The following is an 18990-nucleotide window of genomic DNA, read 5'->3' on the forward strand; positions in this document are numbered from 1 at the left end:
TGCCCCTTCACACCAAGCGCGATGATCGTGTGGCATCAACGCCCCGATCGCTAAGGCAGCGCCCGATCGGGCTCGCGAGCCGATCACCTTCACGGTTGCAACTTGTAGCCCAGGCCGCGCACCGTCACCAGGTGCCGGGGTTTCGCCGTGTCCGTTTCGATCTTGTGCCGGAGGCGGCCCACGTGCACATCGACCACACGCTCGTCGCCGAACTCGTGCCCCCATACGCGTTGCAGCAGTTGGTGCCGCGACAGCACCAGGCCGGGATGGTCGGCCAGCTCGCAGAGCAGCCGGAACTCGGTACGGGTCACCGCGACGGGCTCGCCGCGCAGACGTATTTCGCCGGCTTCAGGGCGTACCTCCAACTCGCCGAAGGTCAGCACGGAGGTCTCCGGCCCGGATGGCGCAGCGGCGCGGCTGCGGCGGCGCAGCGCGCGCAGCCGCGCCGCCAGTTCTTTGACCGCTACCGGCTTGACGACGTAGTCGTCCGCGCCCGCTTCCAGGGCGGCCACGATGTCATGGGTGTCGTCGCGGGCGCTGACCACCACGATCGGCACGTCCTCGTCACGGCGTATCCGCCGGATGCACTCGTAGCCGTCCATGCCTGGCAACATCAGGTCGATCAGCACCGTGTCGGCCGGCTTCTCACGCTGCAGGGCCAGCCCTTCCTCGGCGGTGGCCACGGCGTGGGCCGTGTAGCCCTCGTCCTCCAAGGCCATGGTCAGGGACACGCGGATGCGGTCATCGTCCTCGATCAGTAGCACGGTGCTCATAACCGAATGATGCCCCGTAGCGGCCGCTCCAGCCGAATCACATCGGCACCTTCGCAATTTGTCATGGAACTGTCATCAGGTCACCGTCAGCAGGATCGCCGATCGCAGTCTGTCGATTCTATAACCTTTTCGTTGCGATTTTCCGGGAGAAGTTTTCGACGCTTCCGGTGTTGTCATCGTCGCTGGCTACGCCGAGCGCTCGCACTGTTCGTTCGGCCGGGATCATCACGATGCTCGCCGCCCATTCGGCAGATACGAAGTTGTCATGCGGTTGTCATACAACAGGGCCGGAACCGCCACATCCATGCACAATATTTCTCCGTGAGACCATGAGGAGGTCTTAATACGCACTGCGGGCGGTGGCGCACCGGTTCGGGCGCCGCCCCCGCCGTGCGGTCAATGAGCCACCTTTGTAGGGGCCGAGGCTGTGCAGGCCGGCGGTCCGGTTTCCTTCGGCCCGAGGCCTGGTCGAAGACGGTTCACCTGTTCGTATCGTGTCTGCTGTTCACTCTCGAGAACCGTGACCTGTTCCGCCGTGCAGGGACACTTCATCGCTGAGCCGCTGCCGGCGTGCGGCTTTCCAGCTCGCCCGTGCCAGCACGACCACGGCGATGCCGACGACGATGTCGTTGACAGTCGCCAGCGGCGCGGTGTGATAACCACGGACGAACGGCGCAACGATCAACCATCCGCCGAGACCCATGTTGACCAGGCTGAGCGGCGCGGTGTCGTCGGGCATGACCACTCGCAAGAAAGCGAGAGTGACGATCGCCAGTCCGACGACGACGTCGTTCCAGCCGATGAACGCGATGTCGGCGCTGCCGTGGTCCAGAATCAGCGGCGCCATGATCAGCCAGGTTCCGGCCAGAACCGTCAGCTCGCTCGGCGTGTGAACCACCTCGCTGAGGAGGCGGCGAGCAAAGGGAAATTGGACGTGAAGCTGCATGGCAGTGTCCTTTCGGCTCACTCCATCATCGTGACGATTGCGCTTGCGAAATGCGCCTCAGCCGCACTGCAATGCCATTCTATCCGGCGAACCGCATGCCGGGGGTCGCAGCGGCTCATGAGGTCATCCGCCGCCTTGTCGTCACGAAAACGTCATGGCGCGGGAGAACTTCCGCCAAGCGAGTCGCACACACTGAGATGTGCCCGGCGGACGCTACGCTTCTCGTTCCAGGAGGTTACCGATGACTGTCATGCATCTGGTGGTGGCAGTTGCCGTCGGCATCGGCATCGGCGCGCTCGGCCAACTCATCATGCCAGGTGGCCGCCGGATTCCCTTCTGGGTTCCGATGACCGCAGCCGTGGGTGCCGCGTTGCTCGCTACGATCACGGCACACATCGTCAACAGCGACGTCGCCGGCGTCAGCCCAGGCGACATCGTCATGCAGGTGGTCTTCGCCGCGCTCTCCATCAGCCTGGTCGCTGCCACGGCGGACCGGCAACCCGCTTCCCGCGACAACGACGGCACAGTGCGGTGACCTGTACGCGGGCTTCGACGCATGGACCGCTGTTCTGTGACGCCTGTGAGGCGCCGCCTACAAGTTCCAGGAGTACCCGGCCCGGATACGGTCGTGAACCATCCGGGCGTCTGTGCGGGGCTTTCCGTTGCCGGCCCCCGAGCGGACACGCCTCATAGGAGGACTGCGGCGGCGAATGGCAGACGTGCAGACGGAATGGCCGATCGGCGGTCCGGCTGCGAAGTTCGATCACGTACCGACGCGAAGCCGTCAGAGCAGCGTTCGAACATCACGAACATGGCGTCGGCTTGCAATGCCCGCAATGCGGTCCGGAAAGCCTTCGACGGCTCGGCGAAGCAGAGCCCGACCGCTTGGGCATGGGCGACGTCCTGGGCCTGGATGAGCACGCTGAGTCCGTGCCGGTCAATGGTCTCGGCTGCGGACAGATCGACGACGACACCGCTGTGATTCCCCACCGCCCACGTCAGGATGTCCCGGAGAGTGGAAGCGGTCGTGGTTTGGATAGCACCATGAACCGCCACAAAGGCCACACTGTCGTGGACTTCTACGCGGATCGGTCGGACCTGGCGGAAGTCGTCGTCGGCGGGCCGCGGGACGATGGTGGTTACTTCTGCCAACTTCGCTTCCGGCATCGACATTCCCCGGCCTTCCCTTCATCGTGTCGACAAAGGGTTGCTCAGAGACATGGCAGCATTCCGGCAGCCGTATGACAGTTTCTTGACATCACTCATCGGCGGCCGCGAACCGGATTTTGGATTCGCTGTCGCAGGATGAAGAAGAGTCGCGCTCCCCTGAGGGCGCCGCGAGCGCGGCGACCAGCATCGCGAACCCGCCGATCAGGATCAGCCAACCGATCGAGTAGATCGCGCCGGCGACTGCGGCGCCTGCTCCGACGACAGCTGTGCAGCCGAGACAGCCGTCCCAGCCTGCTTCTGTTACGGACGTCGTCATCGCCGTTCCTCCGGTAGATCGATACCGGCTCAGGTTCACACAACACCGACACCGCTGATCGAGAACGCTCTGATCGACGCGGGACTGACATGACCCTGTCACGCGAACGCAGCGGCTGTTGCGGGTCCTTGTCGAAGAAATGCATGTCCCGGTGGTTCAAGCCGCATCGCCAGTGGTAGCCGATCTGCCGAAGCCTGCGCCCTCTACCTGACGATGGGAGATCCGACATGGCAGTGGAGAACAACGCCGCCACACTGATCCGGCTCAGCGACAGCGAGCACATGCTGGCCAACCCGGACGAGGACATCCGAGGCAGCAAGGTCGTCGACAATGACGGCGAAGACCTGGGCAAGGTCGACGACCTGCTCATCGACGCCACCGAGCGTAAGGTCCGGATGCTGCGACTCGAGCACGGCGGAATCCTGGGCATAGGTGGTACCCCGTCGTTCATCCCGGTGGACGCGGTCACAGCCATCGACGACGTGGTACACGTCGGCCAGTCACGCGAGCACGTCACCGGGGCGCCGCACTACGACCCGGACCTCGTCAACGCCGACGAACTGTATGAAGAGTTGTATCGCCACTACGGGTATACGCCGGTCCGGCGTAGCGGCAACGTCGCTCCGGAGGATCCGGCCGACCGGCACTGACGTATCCGGCGCAGCGGGCAGGCGGCGGCCCTCACCGATCGCCGCTGCCCTACGCGCGTCGACGGCGGGCCGGAGAGCGCTCCGGTCGCCTGGCTCGACGGCGGGCAGTCGCCTTCGCCAGCGGTCGTTCGATGTGCAGCCGCATCAAGTGGGCGGGGCGGTCGGGTCAGAACACTCACAACAGCTATCCGCCCGTCGCCGACTGCGGTATCAGGGAAGCACGACCGCACGGTCGCGCATTTCCGCCCGGCACTTCACAGCCAACGCGTCGAGTTGCCGTTGTGCCTGCTGCAGGCGGTTCAGCGCCTGCTGCAGGCGGGCCGACTCGAGCTCGCCCACTGCCTGTGCGGCAGCTTCGAGGGTCGTTGCCGCGCGCTGCGCCCGATCCAGGCCGGAGCGGCAGCTCGCCGGAATGACGTCGACCGTCCGGTCGACCTGCGGTACGACGGCGGCCGGCCGTGCCCGGGCGTCGCTCGCCCGCTCAGGTGCCGCAATCGGTCTGATACTGACGCCGGCCGTCACACCCAGCAGGAAGGTCAGGGCGGTCGAAAGGACGGTCCGGCCACGGGTGCAACGGTGCGGTGTGCTTTCCATGATGGATCCTTCGGCGAACGGCTTGGCGCCGGCGGACGAAAGCCGGCAATCGGCTGAGAGAAAGAACTTCAGAACCGGTGACCGCTGCGCGTCGCGACCGCTCAGGCTCTGGCTCCCCGGCGACGCAGCCGGCTTGGCGGCTGCGCGTCACGGGTACGCCGGCGCAGTCGCTCGGGCCAGACATGTTCCAGGGCGTGCCGGCGCAGGTCGGCCGTAGTTTGATCAACACAGGGGACGATGTGCAGCGTCCGGTCGACCCGTGTCGCGGCGAGGGTTCGCTGCACCGATGGTGACGGTGCGGCGAGCGCGAGCAGCAGCCCGAGGGAGCGGGCCCGGCAGTGGGCGCGAACCAGCACGCCCTGGCAGGCGCCGTCGATCAGTGAGACCCCGGTCAGATCGACGAGTACGTCAGCGCCCCGTTCGAGTCCGCCGACCAGGCACGTCTGCAGTGCCGGCGCCACTTCGGCGTCCACGTCACCGTGTATCCGCACCACCGTGGGACCCGCGGGAAAGGCGCTGCATACCGACCAATGCGCCGTGGCGGCGTCCAGCATGGCCGCACCCATGTCACACCTCCGATTTCGCTGTCGTGTCTCATATTCGTCCGCGGCGATGGCACTTGCGGCCCAGAGCCATGAAGCTTCAGTGACGATCGCCTGAGCCCCCGCAACTCGGCGTATCAAGGGGTCGAACGGGCCGCGGGTCCGGCCCACGGGGGGCACGGCCGGACCCGCGACGTCGTGATGCGTATCCAGCGGCACCGAGCACAAACTGGGTCGGCGCGTTATGCCATGGGACCGGCACAAATGCCATGCGAACGACACATCGGCACCGGCGCGGATTCGCGTCGGCATCGGCTCACCAGGCGTATCGCGGCGGTTTTCGGCGACAACCCCGGACCTACGGCTCGTCATCCGGGGGTGGATCAGCGACGAGTACGGGTCCCGGCAACGGCCACTCCGCCGCACCCGGCTCGTTCGGCGGTCACCGCGCCTATCCCGCCCACCACGCTGGCCTGCGCGATCGGCGGAGGCTGGGACCGGATGTTTCCCGCGTAGTCCCTCCGACCTGCTTGCCAACGAACCCATGCCAAACGAACTTGGTGCCGGAGCTACTGCGTCCTGTTCCTTGTGTCAGCCTTTGCAGCAACATCGTCTGAACGCCTCCAGGTGAGAGCACCTGTCGTGACAGTTGCGTGACACCTCGCCGCCCGGCAGCCACCTCCGTTTGCCTGCGAATTCGCCGGGTAGGGCGGACGGTGCTCCAGATCGGCTACGGGGCCGTACGGCCCCGGCGACATGGCGAGGGTTCAATACCCGGGAGGTGACTGATGCGATGCCTCAGCGGCCGGTACGTCCTGGAGGATCAGGTGGGCCGGGGCGGGATGGCCGAGGTTTGGCGGGCCCACGACCGGGTGCTGCGCCGCACGGTGGCGGTCAAGGTGATGTCTCGTGAACTGGCTGCGGAAGCCGCTCCCGAGCAGATGCGTCAGGAGGCCCTGCACTCCGCGAGGCTCTGTCATCCCCACATCGCCGGCGTCTACGACTACGGGGAGACGGTGGAGAACGGCACCCGGCTGCCGTTCCTGGTGATGGAGTACGTCGACGGTCCCACTCTGGCCGGGCGCCTCGCGGAGGGGCCGCTGTCCTGGCCGGAGGCTGTGCGCATCTGCGCCGAGGTGGCGGACGCTCTGGCCGCCGCGCACGAGGCAGGACTGGTGCACCGCGACATCAAACCGAGCAACATCATGCTGGCACCGGCAGGCGTCAAGGTGGTGGATTTCGGTGTCGCGGCGCGGACCGGGCACCAGGCCGCCGACGCGGCCGGACGGGTTTGGGGTACGCCGGGCTACCTGCCTCCGGAGCAATGGGGGGACGGCCAGGCGTTGCCCGAAGGCGACGTCTTCGCGTTGGGTCTGGTGCTTCGCGAGTGTCTCCTCGGACGGACGGCGCGAACGCCGTTCACCGGTCCGAGGCCGCCGGCAGGCCGGAACCGGCTCGGCGTACCCGAATTGGTCGTGCCGGCCGGACTGCCCGCCGCCGTGTCGGAGATTTATCGTCGCTGCCTGGCTCACCAGCCGGCGGACCGGCCGAGCGCAGGCGAGGTCGCCGGCGTCCTCCGCGCGGCCGCCGAAGAACGTGCCGCAGCCGCCGTCCCGGAGCGTCACCGCACGACAGTGGCGACCGTCCGGCCGGGAACGACGCGTCCCCAGCCGAGCACTCGTCGGGCGGGACGAAGCGACTGGCCCCGGCGGACCGCGCGGCTCGCGGCGGTGTTGTCAGTGGCCGTGGTGGCCGGGTTGCTCGCAGGCCAGGCGCGGGAGATCGGGTCGTCGCAACAGGCGGCACAGGCCGAACCGGCCGAGACCAGCGCCGCACCGGCCGCGGTGCGATGCCGGGCGACGTACAGCAGCACCCGCGGCGCCGACGGCAGGTTCGCGGCACGGCTCGCGGTCACCAACACCGGGCCGAAGGCGCTTCGCGATTGGACGCTGTCCTTCCGGGTTCCCGACGGTCAGGTGGTGACCGGCGGTGTACCGCAGGGACGTTGGTCACAGGACGGGGAACGGGCGAGGGTCGCCGAGGCAGGCCGGTTGCTGCCGGGGGCGACCACGACCCTGTCACTTCGCGGCCGCTACGACCCGGACTCCAGCGATCTCCCGGCCGGCTTTGCCGTCAACGGTGTGACCTGTGCGCAGGTGTTGACACGGGTGAGGGGTTCGCGGACGCCGGTCCAGGCAACGGTGGATGGTTCGCGCACTCGGCGGGCACGGCCCACGACACGCCCTACGGCACCGGCCAGCACCGCCGAGCCGTCGCCGCGCACTCAGGCGCCGGCCTCCGCACCGCCCACCAGTAGTCCACCGCCGGCCTCACCGTCCGCGAGCGTGGCGCCGAGGCCGAGCAACGACCCGACGTCATCGCCGTCGAGCACGCCAGTGCCGCAACCGAGCAGGCCCGAACCGACGGAGCCGCAACCAACCGGCTCGGAGCTCCGGCCTAGCAGCATCCCGTCAACGGGCCCGGGATCGACTGGTCCGGCGCCCGTCACGAACGCATCGGCGCAAGCCGGAAGGTCGCCGGAAACGGTGGCGTGAAAATTACCGGTCCCGATGGGGCGTCCGCCCAACAGGCCCCCGGCTCCGTCATTCCCGACGACGATGATGATCTGCCCGCCGTTCTGCACCGCGCGTGACTGCCGGTACGTCGGCAGGGCCTATGCCGCCGCCTGCTGCGGCCGGCCGGAACTGGACCGCAGGCGTTTGCTGGGCCAGCCGCTGAGCGGGCCCAGCAGCGCCAGCAACGCGGGCATCAGCAGAGACCTGATCAGTACGGCGTCCACCAGCACCCCCACCGCCATCGTGAACGCGAGTTCCTGGAACGGCTGCAGCGGAATCAGGAACAGCAAACCGAAGCTGACCGCCAGAATCACCGCCGCCGTGGTCACCGCCCGCGAGGACGCCGGCGTCGCGATGATCAGCGCCTGCCGCATCGGCTGCCGGCGCGCCTCGTCCCATACCCGGCCGACGGTGAAGATGTTGTAGTCGGAGCCGAGAGCGACCAGCAGGACCGCAGCCGCGAAGGGCACGTAGAACGTGAGCTCGTCGTCGCCGAGAAGGTCGACGAACAGCCAGGTGCTCAGCCCCAGAGTCGCGGCCAGACCGAGCAGATTGAGCGCCAGCAACAGCACGGGCGCGAGCAGCGCACGCAGGAACAGGATCAGCATCAGCAGGTTGACGACGAGTGTGGCGACGATGATCCGTTTCAGATCAGCGGTCGTGCGCGCTACGACATCGGCGGCCACGGCGCTGTCTCCGCCGACACCGGCGCTCGCTCCGGATAGTCCCGCGCGCGCGAGCAGGCCCGGCAGGTCCTGCTGCAACGCCGACACCGCTGAGATCCCCGAGGCGCCCAGCGGCGAAGTGTCCAGAATTACCAGGAAGCGGGCAGCTGCACCGTCACGCGACAACACCAGTCCGAGCTCGTCCGGCAGCGGCTGGTCAGCCGGCCCGACGACTCCGGCGACCTCGGACCGCGCGGCCAGCATCGTTTGGAGACGGGCGAGCGCGTCACGCTCACGTGTCACTCCCGGTCCCTCCACCAACACGACGGTGGGTGACACGATGCCCTCGGCGAAGCCGTCCCGTGCAGCGTTCGCCGCCTGGCGTATCTCGCTGTCCGCCGGCAGCGAACCGACGAAGGACAGGCCGAGGCTGAGATTGCGGGCGGGCACCGCTGCCAGGGCCAGCAGCACGGTGCCGACGCACAGGACCACTGCGGCGTTGCGCGGCCGAACCAACCAGCGCGTGCGGCGGTCGCGGCGCGCCAGCGCCGCGCGTTCCATCGTGCTCAGGCGCGGCCGGTGCCCGCCGGGCCAGAAGAGGTACGGTCCCAGGATCGCCATGAGCGCCGGCACCAGAGTCGTGGCAGCCACGAGACCGACCAGTACGGCCAGCGCCATACCCGGCCCGAACGCGTGGAACAACGGGAACCGGGCGACCAGCAGCACACCGGTGCCGGCGGCCACCGTCAGGCCGGCCACGGTCACGATGGTCGTGGTGTCCTCGGTCGCCCGTACCGCCGCCCCGCGACGATCAAGGCCATCCGCCAGGGCTCGCCGCATCGCGAACAGATAGAAGACCACGTAGTCGGTCACGACACCCAGCAGTAACGCGATGAGCAGCGGCGCGACCTCTGGCGGGACCGCGACGTGCAGCATCCAGCCGAGGACACCTGCCACGTCCAGCAGAATGAGGGCGGCAGTGCCGGCGGTGACCAGCGCGACGAACGGAGCCACCGCGGACCGGAAGGCGACCGCGACGATGAGCAGGACTGCCGCCAGGGTGGCGATCTCGGCGGTGTGCACCGACCGGCTCACCACACGGCCCTGTTCCACCTGGGCCGGCAGCGTACCGGTCACGCCGACCACGTGGTCCTCCGGCCCGAAGTGGTTGTCGACGAAGCGATGCGCGGCGGCGATCTGCGTGCCCAGACCGACGTCCGGTGGCATGAACAGCAGAGTCAGGATGGTGGTGTCGCGTTCGCGGCTGCCGGGGAACAGCCCGGCCGTGTTCGTCAGCGGGATCGCACCGAGAATCGGGCCGGCGTCGGCGTACTGCCCTTGGGTGACCGCGGCAGCGCGGGCTACCGCCTCTGCCTGAGTCAGCGGAGTGAGGCCGTCCGGGTCGTGCTGCACCACCGCGACACGGCTCAGCAGGGGGAACTTGAATCGGGCGAACGACGCCAACTCCGTCTGGATCGCCGGGTTCTCGACCGAGATCAGGCCCTCCACGCCACTGCCCCGGTTCGGTGGCTGAAAGCCGGCAGCCACCACGGCCAGCAGCAGCCAGACCCCCACGATCAACCAACGGCAGCGGACGACGACGCGCGCATACGCCGCGGCCGGGCCGCGCGACCGACGTCCGGCCGGCGCTATCACCTGCGTTCTCACGGTTGTCCCCTGGCGATCGGCGTCAGCGGGTGCGGTCGAACAGCCAGGTCATCGTGGGACCGTTCTGGCGCGTCTGCACCTGCAGGGCGTCGCCGGTGCAACGGTAGGTGCCACCGCGCAGGATGGGCAGCACGTCCAGGGCGTCGCCGGTCTGGGGTAGGTCGGTGCCGGTCAGTTCGCCGACGCGGGCATCGTCGAGCAGGGTGACGTCGAACGGCTCATTGAGTTTCACGGTGGCCCGCAACTTGTTCTCGCCGGTGCCGGTCTGCGGCTGCCAGGTTCCCGGCGTATCGCCGGTGGCCGGCTCGAAGCGGACGGCAGCACGCAGCGATCCGGCGTACTGGATCTGTCCACTCAGTTCCATGTCGCCGAGCGCTCCCGAGAAGGTCACCGGTTCTGAGCCGGCGAAATCCACTGCGGTGAGTCCGTCGCCGTTGACAGTCATGACAGCACCGGTGCCGCCGGCCACGCGGCCGGAGGTGGTGCCGAAAGGTCCGGCGGCACGGACACCGGTGACCCGCCAGGATCCGGTCACACACGCCACCTCGGCGGACTGCGCCGACGCGGTCGGTGCTGCAGATGCCGACGGGGTGGGCGCGGGCGGCGACGCCGCGCCGGTGGGGTCGCCGGTGTCACCACAAGCGGCGCCGGCCATGCCGAGCACCATGCCCAGACAGAGGGTCAGAGGAATTCGAGCAGTCATGGAGATCGCCTCCGAGAGCGAGCAAGCTGTGTGCTTGTGTCCTGCCCATCGGAGGCGACAGACCCGACCCGGTCGCGTGACGCTTCGATTACACTGCGGAGGCGGTTCGGTCGCGGCGCCACTCCGCTCGATGAGCGCATCGGCTGCAATTGCACCGCGAACCCGGCTTCACGCCAGGGTGTCGGGCTCGGGTGCCAGCTCGCCGAGAGCCTGCCAGCGGTCGCCGGTCACCGGAAACTCCTTGCCGAGACCCGCGGCAGCCAGGGTACGCCGCACGAACGGCGACGGCGCCACCAAACGGATGGTGCGTCCGCAGCGATCGGCGATCCGGCCGGCGCGGACCAGTGCGTTGAGCGACGCACCGTCGATCAGCGTGACGTCCGCCATGTCGACGGACACGTCGGCGCCCCCGGTAACACCGGCGACGACGCAGTCCTCCAACACCTCGGCAGTGGTGATGTCGATGTCGCCGTGCAGCTCCACCACCGCGGTGTCTGCCGTCTGCGCCGGAACTGCCACCCATCCGTTGCCGGGATCCGTGTTGTTCATGGTCTCCTCCGAAGCGGCCGTCCTGGATTCCTCCCGTCGAGGATCGTCCGGCGTCATGACGGTCGACCGGCGTTCGGATGACATTCCGACAGTTACCGCCCCGCAAGACACCACAACGGGCCAGGCGTCTCCCCGGCCGCTACGATCCGCTGCTGCCGGCCGGCCGCCCTACCGAACCGCGATGAGCAGCCGTTGTCACGCAACCGTCATGCCGCCGCGGGCGGACCGCGAAGTCGTCGGGCGACGATACAAGGGCCTGACGTCCACGCCGGTAAGGAGGATCCGATGATTGCTGAGGACCATCCGGATCGCGGCTGTACCGTGTCGTCCGCACGGCTTGCCGTCACCGGCGAACTCGTCCTGGCTTCCGCGCCGAGGACAGCGGCGGTCCTCGACGCCGTGTTGCCGAGCCGCCCCCGGCGCGTGCTGATAGATCTCGCCGACTGTTCCTCCATCGACGGCGCGGGTATCGGAGTCCTCTTGCGCGCCCACTACCGGCTGCGACGCGATGGCGGCCGGTTGACGCTGCTCAACCCTGCTCCCCCGGTGCGGCGCGTCCTGCACCTAACCAAGGCCGACACGGTTCTGGACATCCGCGAGCTGCGGCCGGTGGCCGGCATGACGAACCGGCGGCTGGTGGTTGCCAGCTCTCGAAGGCATGGTTGAGTCACCGTCTTCATTCAGGACGCAAGTCAGTGCCGGCGGGCACAGCCCGGCGCCCAGTAGGCCGCCGCAGGCGGATGGCCATCACCGCCACCCCTATGCCGGCGAAGCACAGCTGCACCACGAATTCCCGCGTCACGCCACTAGGCCGCGTTTCATAACGCGCGGAGCCACTGGTTGATGATGGCGATGGTGACGGTGGCTTCGAAGCGGACGGCGAGTTTGTCGTAGCGGGTGGCCATGGCCCGGTGCTGTTTGAGCTGGCTGATGCCGCATTCCACCGCGTGGCGCAGCCGGTACACCTGCGGGTCGAAGGAGGGTGGCCGCCCGCCTTTGGACCCCTTCGCTTTGCGGTGCGCGTCCTGGTCGGCCTTGCTCGGGATGCACACCCGGATCCGGCGGCGGCGCGCGTACCCGCGGTTGCCCCGGCTGGTGTATGCCTTGTCGGCCAGCACCAGGTCGGGCCGGGTCCGTGGCCGGCCGCCGCCGAGCCGGTACACCTTGATCCGTTCCAGCACGGTGATGAACTGCGGGCTGTCCCCGCGTTGCCCGGCGGTGATCACCATGGCGAGGGTCTTACGGCCCTGCTCGCAGGCCAGATGCGTCTTGGTGGTGAACCCGCCCCGGGACCGGCCCAGCCCGTGATCGTCAGGCTCGGTCTGCACGCCACCCGGCGGCTCCTTCTGCGCCTGCCCGTCGCGGCGGGCACCGGCGGCGTGCTGATGGGCGCGGCTGATCGTGGAATCGACGCTCACCGTCCAGTCGATCTTCCCGGCCGCGTCGGCCACCGACTGCAGCCGGGCCAGCAGCTGTGTCCAGGTGCCGTCGCGTTGCCAGCGCCTGAACCAGCGGTACAAGGTCTGCCAGGGCGGATACACCGGCGGGACATCGCGCCACGGCGAGCCGGTCCGCACCCGCCAGCGGATCCCGTCGATGATGTCCCTGCTGGCCCATACGCGTGGTCGCCCGCGCCTTGTTTCGACAGGCAGCAGCGGCTGCAGCACCGCCCACTGCGAGTCGGTCAGGTCATGGCGCCTCACTGCCGCTACGCTCGGCACGAGGTCTCCGGTCGGTCTCTGGTTTTGCTTGGTCGCTAAACCACCTACCGGAGACCTCTTCAGTTATCGATCACCGCCACGCCGTGACATCGATGCCCTTACGAAACACGGGCTAACCTCGGCTCCGGCAAGCCGGGCGGCCACGGACCCGAGAATTGCGCAGGCCACACCGATTGCCGGGGCCAGCCACCACGGCCTTCGACTGTCTCCGGTCACATAACGGCTCGCCGAGCCGGCCACGGCTCCGGCCGTGACGGCGGTGACAAAGCTGATCAGATCCATCGGTGTCCCCCGAGATCTCGGCGTCCGGCTATCGTTCGCCGCGACCTGTGGTGAGGCAGTTGCAGACGTCGGTAACGCCCGGCACCTGCCAGACAAGGTGATGCAGGCGAGTGCGCAGTGCGGCGGCAGGGACGGCGCCTTCCAGGATGACGACCCGGTTCTGCACCTCCACCACGATGCGGTACGCGGTTCCGGTGAGGTTCTCTCGCAGTTTCGCTGCCACGCGCATCGCCAATTCCTCGTCAGCGGCGAGAGGCGGAGCGGGTCGCTGGAACGCCCAGTGCGTCGGGATTCCGTTGAAGAAGAAGTCCGACGGGAAGTACGGATACATGCGGGGGCCTCCGGGGTGGTGTTGCGGTTCAACGTCTTGGTCGGACTGCTCTACTTCGTGGTGACGGTCAAACGACGCCCAACGTGACGAGCCGCAGGACGCTCTTGCTGTCCTGTCCGGCCGCACGGTGCCACCGAGGAACGGGTGGGTGACCGTGCCGTCGTCGAGCAGGTCCTCGGCGGCGGCGGTGGCCGCCGGTACTGCGAAGCCGATCGGCACCGCGCCGGTGGGCGGCGGCAGGTAGGCGTCGTTGATGCCGACAACGCGGCCTGCGGCGTGGTCGAGCGCACCGCCGGAGTTCCCCGGGGGGATCGGCGCGTCGGCCTGGATGAGATCCACCAGCGGACGGCCCCGGCTCGCTGAGCCGGGGATCTCACGTCCGACACCGGAAACGGCCGTCGATGAGGATCCTTCGCGTGTTTGGCATGCTCGGCCCCTGCCCCGGGGTCATCCGTGACTCTCGCCGGCGTCGGGCGGGCCGGTGCACTTCTCTCCCCCGCCTCGTGTCCGGGGGTCGCCGGCCGTACATCGGTTCGCGCCCGGCACGGGAACAGCCGGGACAATCCCGTTCGGCGCAGCATGTCGGCTACCGGCGGTGCGGCGTTGACCACACAGATCCGCGTGCCGCTGTGCCCGCCGGCACGATAGGCGTCCAGCAGAGCCCTGGCCACACCGCCGTCCGCACTCGACATCCGGCGCAGATCGATCACCAAGGTCCGCGCCCCGACACCGACGACCGCGTCGACCAGACACCGGCGCAGCTCCGCCATGTTGGGCCGGTCCACCGTGCCGACGACGCCGGCGACCACACAGTCACGCTCGACCGCGTAGGTGCGCACCCGAACATCGCCGCCCGACGCCCGGCCCGGCCCGCACAGATCGCGGCGCAGCCCGTCGAGACCCGAGCTGAGCAGACGGCACACGGTCATCTGCGACGTACCCATCGCTGCCGCGATCTGCGCCTGGCTCCAGCCGCCGAAGAAATACCTGTCGACCACCCATTTCTGTCGCGGCGGCAGCTGCTGCACCAGGGCGCGTACCGTGAGCCGGTCGTCGGCGCTCTCCAGCGCCGGATCCACGGTGCCCAGCGGATCCTGTCGCTGGAGGCCATCCCCCTCGCCGCAGGGCTGGTTCAGTGAATCGGCCCGGTACGCCGAGAAGCTGGCAGCCGTCGCATCGACCTGCTCCCTCGCCACGCCGAGCTCAGCGGCGACCTCCGCGGCCGACGGGTACCGGCCCAGACGCTGCGTGAGCTGCGCGCGGGTCCGCGTGACCTGGAGCGCCAGGTCACGCTGTGGCCGGGGCATGTGCACGCTCCATACACGATCACGGAAATGCCGTTTGATCTCTCCGGTGATCGTCGGTGTCGCATAGGCGGTGAATCGGTGGCCGCGGTCGGGGTCGTATCCGCCGATCGCTTTGACCAGCGCGTACGCTGCCACCTGACGCAGATCCTCGAGCATCTCGCCGCGTTGCTGGAAACCGCGGGCCAGGCGGTACGCCAATGGCAGGCCGAGCCGCACGGCTGCGTCCCCCAGCCGACGCCGTTCCACGGTGGTGCACCGGGGGTCACGCAACCGCCCCACCAGATCCGTGATGACTTCGTCTCGCCCGGCGACGTCGACGACCTCGATCGGTCGCGCCGCCGATTCCACGCTGTCCGGCCGGATGAAGCTCATAGACATGTTCTTCTCCCAGGTCGTGGCGACAGTTTCGGGTGTGTGCGCACCCGGGCCGTCCCGCAGTAGCCGGCCGCGGCTTGGCGCCCGGACGTTGCATGAGGCGTTTCCGCCGTCTGGCTCGGAAAACGCAAGCCGATAACCTGTGATCGAATTGCCAAGAATGTGATCGGGCCGTCATCCCGGCGTCGCGAGCCTTGTGCGTCACCGCCCCGACCGCGAACTTGATCCGGGCATGGTCTCCATCCGGATCCACGCCGGTCGCAAAGCCTTGATCGCCGACAAGATCTGGTCCCACGACCGGTAGAACCGGATCATCGGCTTCGCGCGACGTGCCGTGCCGCAGCCCGTGCATGGCGCCGCGCCGGACGCACAGACGTCGCCGACGAGCAGGGTGACGCCAGCGTCTGTCCCTGGCGACCCCGCATGGTCGAGATCCGCGGCACCGCCGAACGCCGCGAAGGCCCTCAGGACCTCGGAGCCCATTCAGCCCCGAAGTCATCCGCATCCACTCTGACAAGGTCCACAGCCACCTGGCTGGACTGAGCCGTCATCGACAACACCGGAACCTAGGAGGACTCATCGGTGCAGATGACTCAGCGGCTTCGGATCCCGGTGCCGTCGTGGTGCGCTGCTACGGCGATCGGAAACAGCCCCCTGCGCGAACATGACCAGCGGGATGATCACCGCAGCAAAGCCGAGAAGGATGATCAGGCCTTCGCGGTACACGGCTCCTGCAGCAGCGACGATCACACCAGCGATCGCCAGGCAGGTAAGAAGCGTTCGCATGCTTTTCTCCTCTCGTCAGCGCCAGATGTCCAGACTGGTGGCCCGTCGTGGTGGTTGGTGCACAGTCGCCTGACAGCTGCATGACAACCTTCGAACCTGCGGCCCGACGGACCGGTCGGCTGGGGCACCGCCTCGTTCAAGGCACTCGAGCGCAGGTCGACGGTTCGTGCCAGTCTCGTGGCTCGTCCGCCTCAGGTCGATCGGCGCGGTGGGATATTGCATTTCCGGTGCATTAAAACCGCCCGAAGCCACTGCTTCATAGGACTCCCGTTGCCGGAAAATGGCCGATCACGAGCGTCCCGGCGGAACGACAGTCAGCCGATTGCAGACATCCGCGACGCCGGGAACCTCCCAGGCTCGCTGACGCATCACCTTGCGCGCTTGCACCGAGGCGACCTCGCCCAACAGGATCACGACGCGGTTCTGCACTTGCACCCGGATGTACGCACCCCTGATGTGAGGATCGCCGAAAACCGAGGCCGCGAACAGTTCCGCAATCATGTCGTCAGTCGACATGCCCATCGAGCAGTCCTGCAGATCCGCTTCGGATTCCTGCCAATCTCCTTCGCCCTCGGGGAATGGGTACATGAAGGTCCTCCGCTGATTGCTCGCACCGAAACTGCAAGGTCACAGCATCGCTGGGCCACGTAGCGGCCGCTCCGCGGCGCCATGACAGTCTCGTGACGATCGGCTCAGCCGACGCGCTGCAACTCGTGGGAGAGGTCCTCCATCAGATCCGCCACCTCGCGAGCATGATCATGCAGAGCACGCAGTCCGGCCGGGTGGGTGTCCGAGCGCCGCGCGCGATCCTCCAGATCCGCGCACAGGTTGGCGAAGCCGTTCGCACCCAGGGTCGCCGAGGAACCTTTCAGACTGTGTGCCAGCCGCGCCATGCTCGAGGTGTCCCCTGCCGCCGCAGCCAGTTCCAGCCGGTCCAGCGTGTCCGGCAGCCGTTCGGCGAAGTTGTGCAGGATGTCAGCAACCCGGTGCCGGTCGCCTGACTCGGCCGCCATACGCCCCACTCGTTCCCGGATGTTCTGCTCCTCGCTGAGCCCCGTCCCCTGCGACTGCACGGCACTGACCGCCGCATGGACGTCGGCGTGACCGGCCGCGTTCGCGAGCACGGCGTCCAGTTCTGCCTCGCGGATGGGCTTGGCGAGGAAACCGTCCATGCCGGCACGCCGAGTCGCGTTGCGGTCGTCGACCATCGCGTTCGCGGTCAATGCGACGATCCGAGGAGGACCGTGCGGCGGCGGGTCGGCGCGGATACGTTCGGTGGCGGCGAGCCCGTCGAGCACCGGCATCTGTACGTCCATGAGCACCAGGTCGAACCGGGTACGCCGGATGGCTGCCACCGCCTCGGCGCCATCGTTCGCCAACTCCACCCGGTGGCCGCGCTGTTCCAGCAACAGCTGCGCCACCCGCTGGTTGACGGGGTTGTCCTCGGCGACCAGCACGTACAGCCGACGTCCGAGCGGCGACACGGGATGGGGGTCGGCAGCGGGCATCGGTGTACCCGGCTCGGCCCTGCCCAGGCGGAGCGTGACCGTGAAGGTGGAGCCTTGGCCGGGGGTGCTGTCGACGCAGATACCTCCGTTCATCGCTTCGGCGAGGCGTTGGCTGATCACCAGGCCGAGGCCACTTCCCTCGTAGCTGCGCGCTACCGAGGTGTCGGCCTGGCTGAAAGGCAGGAACAGCCGGTCCAGCCGGTCCGGCGGAATGCCGATACCGGTGTCGCGGACAGCGAGGCGAACGGCGACGCGCCCGGTTTCGGTGGGCTGTTCGGGCTCCACCGAGATCGTCACCGTGACGCTTCCGTGCTCGGTGAATTTCACGGCGTTGCCGATCAGATTGACCAGGACCTGCCGAATGCGGCTCTGATCTCCGATGACGACGGGTGGGCAGTCGGTGGAGAGATGGCTCGACAGTCGCAGTCCTTTGGCGTCTGCGGTCAGCGACACCAGGTTGATCGCCTGCTGGACGCAGGAGCCCAGGGAGAAGGGCCGCTCCTCCAGCGTCAGCTCACCCGCCTCGATCTTGGAGAAGTCCAGTACGTCGTTGATGATGACCAGCAGCGACTCGCCACTGGCCCGCACGGTCTCGACCAGTTCACGCTGGCGCGGGTCCAGTTCGGTCTCGGACAGCAGGCCGGTCATGCCGATCACAGCGTTCATCGGGGTGCGGATCTCGTGGCTCATGGTGGCCAGGAAAGCCGACTTGGCAGCGGCGGCGGCCATGGCCTCGTCGCGGGCGGACACCATGGCTGTCATCGAGGCGTTCACCGCGCGGGCCATCTGAGCCAGTTCGCGCGGCCCGGCGACTTGTGTGCGGCGGCTGAGGTCACCGTCGATCACCCGTTGCGCGGCAGCAGTGACTGCCTGGGCCGGCGCGGTGATCCGCCGGCTGATCCAGCGGCCGCAGACGGCCACCAGCGCTGCTGTGGCCAGTGAGACCCAGAGAATCAGTTGCCGGGTTCGGTGCGCGCTCGCTTCGCTGCGGCGAAGCAATTCGGCCAGGTGCTGTTCTTCCCCGGCGTGCATCAAGCTGACGAGCTCGCGAACATCGGTCATGTCCGAGTCGACGCGTTCCGGCGTCTGCTCGGCGCTCGCCGCCTCGAAAGCGGCGAGGCGGGTCTCGAGCAGCGGCTGCAGCCGGTCGAGCAGACGCTGGTGGTCGGGATCCTCGCGGGCGGTCCTGCGCACCGTCGAGACCCGGTTGCGAACCGTGGAGCACGAGTTCCGTACCGCTTGGGCCCAGGTCGGGCTGCCGGCCTTGGCATAGCCGCGAGCGGCGCGGTCCAATCCGTTGACGGCGTCGCCGAGCCGGCCGATCTCGCTCAACAGAAGGTGCGAGTGCTGCAGCGGCACCTGGCTGCGCATGAGGGCGCCGATCTGCAGCCACGCGCTGGTGCCGATGACGGCGAGCGAGATCAGCGCCAGCAGGAACCCGGCGGCGAGGGTCCGGCCGACGGTCCACCAGGAAAGGCTCCCATCGGTGATCCGACCACCGCGATCACCCACGGGTACTACTCTAGGT

19 protein-coding genes and 1 pseudogene are annotated in these 18990 nt (G+C 68.2%); 5 read left to right on the forward strand and 15 right to left on the reverse strand.

Annotated features, from left to right (window positions below; translation table 11 throughout):
* Positions 1-89: 89 nt before the first annotated feature.
* Complete coding sequence (locus OHA21_RS15110; protein ID WP_328474413.1) at positions 90-773, reverse strand: response regulator transcription factor; 684 nt, start codon at positions 771-773, stop codon at positions 90-92.
* Between the two features lie 505 nt (positions 774-1278).
* On the reverse strand, positions 1279-1719 hold the full coding sequence (locus OHA21_RS15115) for an SPW repeat protein (RefSeq protein WP_328474415.1): 441 nt from the start codon (positions 1717-1719) through the stop codon (positions 1279-1281).
* 241 nt (positions 1720-1960) lie between these two features.
* Here OHA21_RS15115 and OHA21_RS15120 point away from each other — a divergent pair, with 241 nt between their 5' ends.
* Positions 1961-2254, forward strand: a complete 294-nt coding sequence (locus OHA21_RS15120) for a GlsB/YeaQ/YmgE family stress response membrane protein (RefSeq protein ID WP_328474417.1) — start codon at positions 1961-1963, stop codon at positions 2252-2254.
* A 152-nt stretch (positions 2255-2406) separates the two neighbouring features.
* On the opposite strand, the gene OHA21_RS15125 is transcribed toward OHA21_RS15120, so the two are convergent.
* The gene (locus OHA21_RS15125) at positions 2407-2886 is read right to left on the reverse strand and encodes an STAS domain-containing protein (RefSeq protein WP_328474419.1); all 480 of its coding nucleotides are present in this window, start codon (positions 2884-2886) and stop codon (positions 2407-2409) included.
* A gap of 91 nt (positions 2887-2977) precedes the next feature.
* Positions 2978-3205 (reverse strand): hypothetical protein, encoded by a 228-nt coding sequence (locus OHA21_RS15130; protein ID WP_328474421.1) that lies wholly within the window; start codon positions 3203-3205, stop codon positions 2978-2980.
* A gap of 227 nt (positions 3206-3432) precedes the next feature.
* On the opposite strand from OHA21_RS15130, the gene OHA21_RS15135 reads away from it, so the two are divergent.
* Positions 3433-3855: a PRC-barrel domain-containing protein gene (locus OHA21_RS15135; RefSeq protein ID WP_328474423.1), complete on the forward strand. Its 423-nt coding sequence runs from the start codon at positions 3433-3435 to the stop codon at positions 3853-3855.
* A gap of 210 nt (positions 3856-4065) precedes the next feature.
* Here the strand turns inward: OHA21_RS15135 and OHA21_RS15140 are convergent, their stop codons facing one another.
* Together OHA21_RS15140 and OHA21_RS15145 are read right to left on the reverse strand one after the other, a co-directional pair.
* Positions 4066-4449 carry a hypothetical protein gene (locus tag OHA21_RS15140; protein WP_328474425.1) on the reverse strand — a complete coding sequence of 128 codons (384 nt, stop codon included), beginning with the start codon at positions 4447-4449 and terminating at the stop codon, positions 4066-4068.
* Positions 4450-4550: 101 nt separating this feature from the next.
* The gene (locus OHA21_RS15145) at positions 4551-5537 is read right to left on the reverse strand and encodes an STAS domain-containing protein (protein ID WP_328474427.1); all 987 of its coding nucleotides are present in this window, start codon (positions 5535-5537) and stop codon (positions 4551-4553) included.
* A 242-nt stretch (positions 5538-5779) separates the two neighbouring features.
* On the opposite strand from OHA21_RS15145, the gene OHA21_RS15150 reads away from it, so the two are divergent.
* The gene (locus tag OHA21_RS15150) at positions 5780-7546 is read left to right on the forward strand and encodes a serine/threonine-protein kinase (protein WP_328474429.1); all 1767 of its coding nucleotides are present in this window, start codon (positions 5780-5782) and stop codon (positions 7544-7546) included.
* A 119-nt stretch (positions 7547-7665) separates the two neighbouring features.
* On the opposite strand, the gene OHA21_RS15155 is transcribed toward OHA21_RS15150, so the two are convergent.
* The 3 genes from OHA21_RS15155 to OHA21_RS15165 form a co-directional block, all read right to left on the reverse strand.
* The gene (locus OHA21_RS15155; RefSeq protein ID WP_328474431.1) at positions 7666-9900 is read right to left on the reverse strand and encodes an MMPL family transporter; all 2235 of its coding nucleotides are present in this window, start codon (positions 9898-9900) and stop codon (positions 7666-7668) included.
* Between the two features lie 22 nt (positions 9901-9922).
* Positions 9923-10603, reverse strand: coding sequence for a hypothetical protein (locus OHA21_RS15160; protein ID WP_328474433.1), 681 nt, complete (start codon positions 10601-10603; stop codon positions 9923-9925).
* Between the two features lie 168 nt (positions 10604-10771).
* Complete coding sequence (locus OHA21_RS15165; RefSeq protein ID WP_328474435.1) at positions 10772-11152, reverse strand: STAS domain-containing protein; 381 nt, start codon at positions 11150-11152, stop codon at positions 10772-10774.
* A gap of 285 nt (positions 11153-11437) precedes the next feature.
* On the opposite strand from OHA21_RS15165, the gene OHA21_RS15170 reads away from it, so the two are divergent.
* Positions 11438-11818, forward strand: coding sequence for an STAS domain-containing protein (locus OHA21_RS15170; protein ID WP_328474437.1), 381 nt, complete (start codon positions 11438-11440; stop codon positions 11816-11818).
* A gap of 152 nt (positions 11819-11970) precedes the next feature.
* On the opposite strand, the gene OHA21_RS15175 is transcribed toward OHA21_RS15170, so the two are convergent.
* The 3 genes and pseudogenes from OHA21_RS15175 to OHA21_RS52720 form a co-directional block, all read right to left on the reverse strand.
* Positions 11971-12855 (reverse strand): IS5 family transposase, encoded by an 885-nt coding sequence (locus OHA21_RS15175; RefSeq protein WP_328468905.1) that lies wholly within the window; start codon positions 12853-12855, stop codon positions 11971-11973.
* 328 nt (positions 12856-13183) lie between these two features.
* The gene (locus tag OHA21_RS15180; protein ID WP_328474439.1) at positions 13184-13825 is read right to left on the reverse strand and encodes a BON domain-containing protein; all 642 of its coding nucleotides are present in this window, start codon (positions 13823-13825) and stop codon (positions 13184-13186) included.
* Positions 13826-14082: 257 nt separating this feature from the next.
* Positions 14083-14937, reverse strand: a pseudogene (locus OHA21_RS52720) (sigma-70 family RNA polymerase sigma factor); the annotation flags it as partial.
* Between OHA21_RS52720 and OHA21_RS15190 the strand changes: the two are divergent.
* Positions 14821-15234: a hypothetical protein gene (locus OHA21_RS15190; RefSeq protein ID WP_328474443.1), complete on the forward strand. Its 414-nt coding sequence runs from the start codon at positions 14821-14823 to the stop codon at positions 15232-15234. The pseudogene OHA21_RS52720 and the gene OHA21_RS15190 sit on opposite strands and share 117 nt — an antisense overlap.
* 510 nt (positions 15235-15744) lie before the next feature.
* Here OHA21_RS15190 and OHA21_RS15195 read toward each other — a convergent pair.
* From OHA21_RS15195 to OHA21_RS15205, 3 genes are all read right to left on the reverse strand, one after another.
* Positions 15745-15954, reverse strand: coding sequence for a hypothetical protein (locus tag OHA21_RS15195; RefSeq protein ID WP_328474445.1), 210 nt, complete (start codon positions 15952-15954; stop codon positions 15745-15747).
* 288 nt (positions 15955-16242) lie between these two features.
* Positions 16243-16542 carry a BON domain-containing protein gene (locus OHA21_RS15200; protein ID WP_328474447.1) on the reverse strand — a complete coding sequence of 100 codons (300 nt, stop codon included), beginning with the start codon at positions 16540-16542 and terminating at the stop codon, positions 16243-16245.
* A gap of 104 nt (positions 16543-16646) precedes the next feature.
* Positions 16647-18974 (reverse strand): hybrid sensor histidine kinase/response regulator, encoded by a 2328-nt coding sequence (locus tag OHA21_RS15205; protein WP_328474449.1) that lies wholly within the window; start codon positions 18972-18974, stop codon positions 16647-16649.
* Between the last annotated feature and the right edge of the window lie 16 nt (positions 18975-18990).

The sequence above is a fragment of the Actinoplanes sp. NBC_00393 genome (assembly GCF_036053395.1).
In the GTDB taxonomy this organism is placed as follows: Bacteria; Actinomycetota; Actinomycetes; order Mycobacteriales; family Micromonosporaceae; genus Actinoplanes.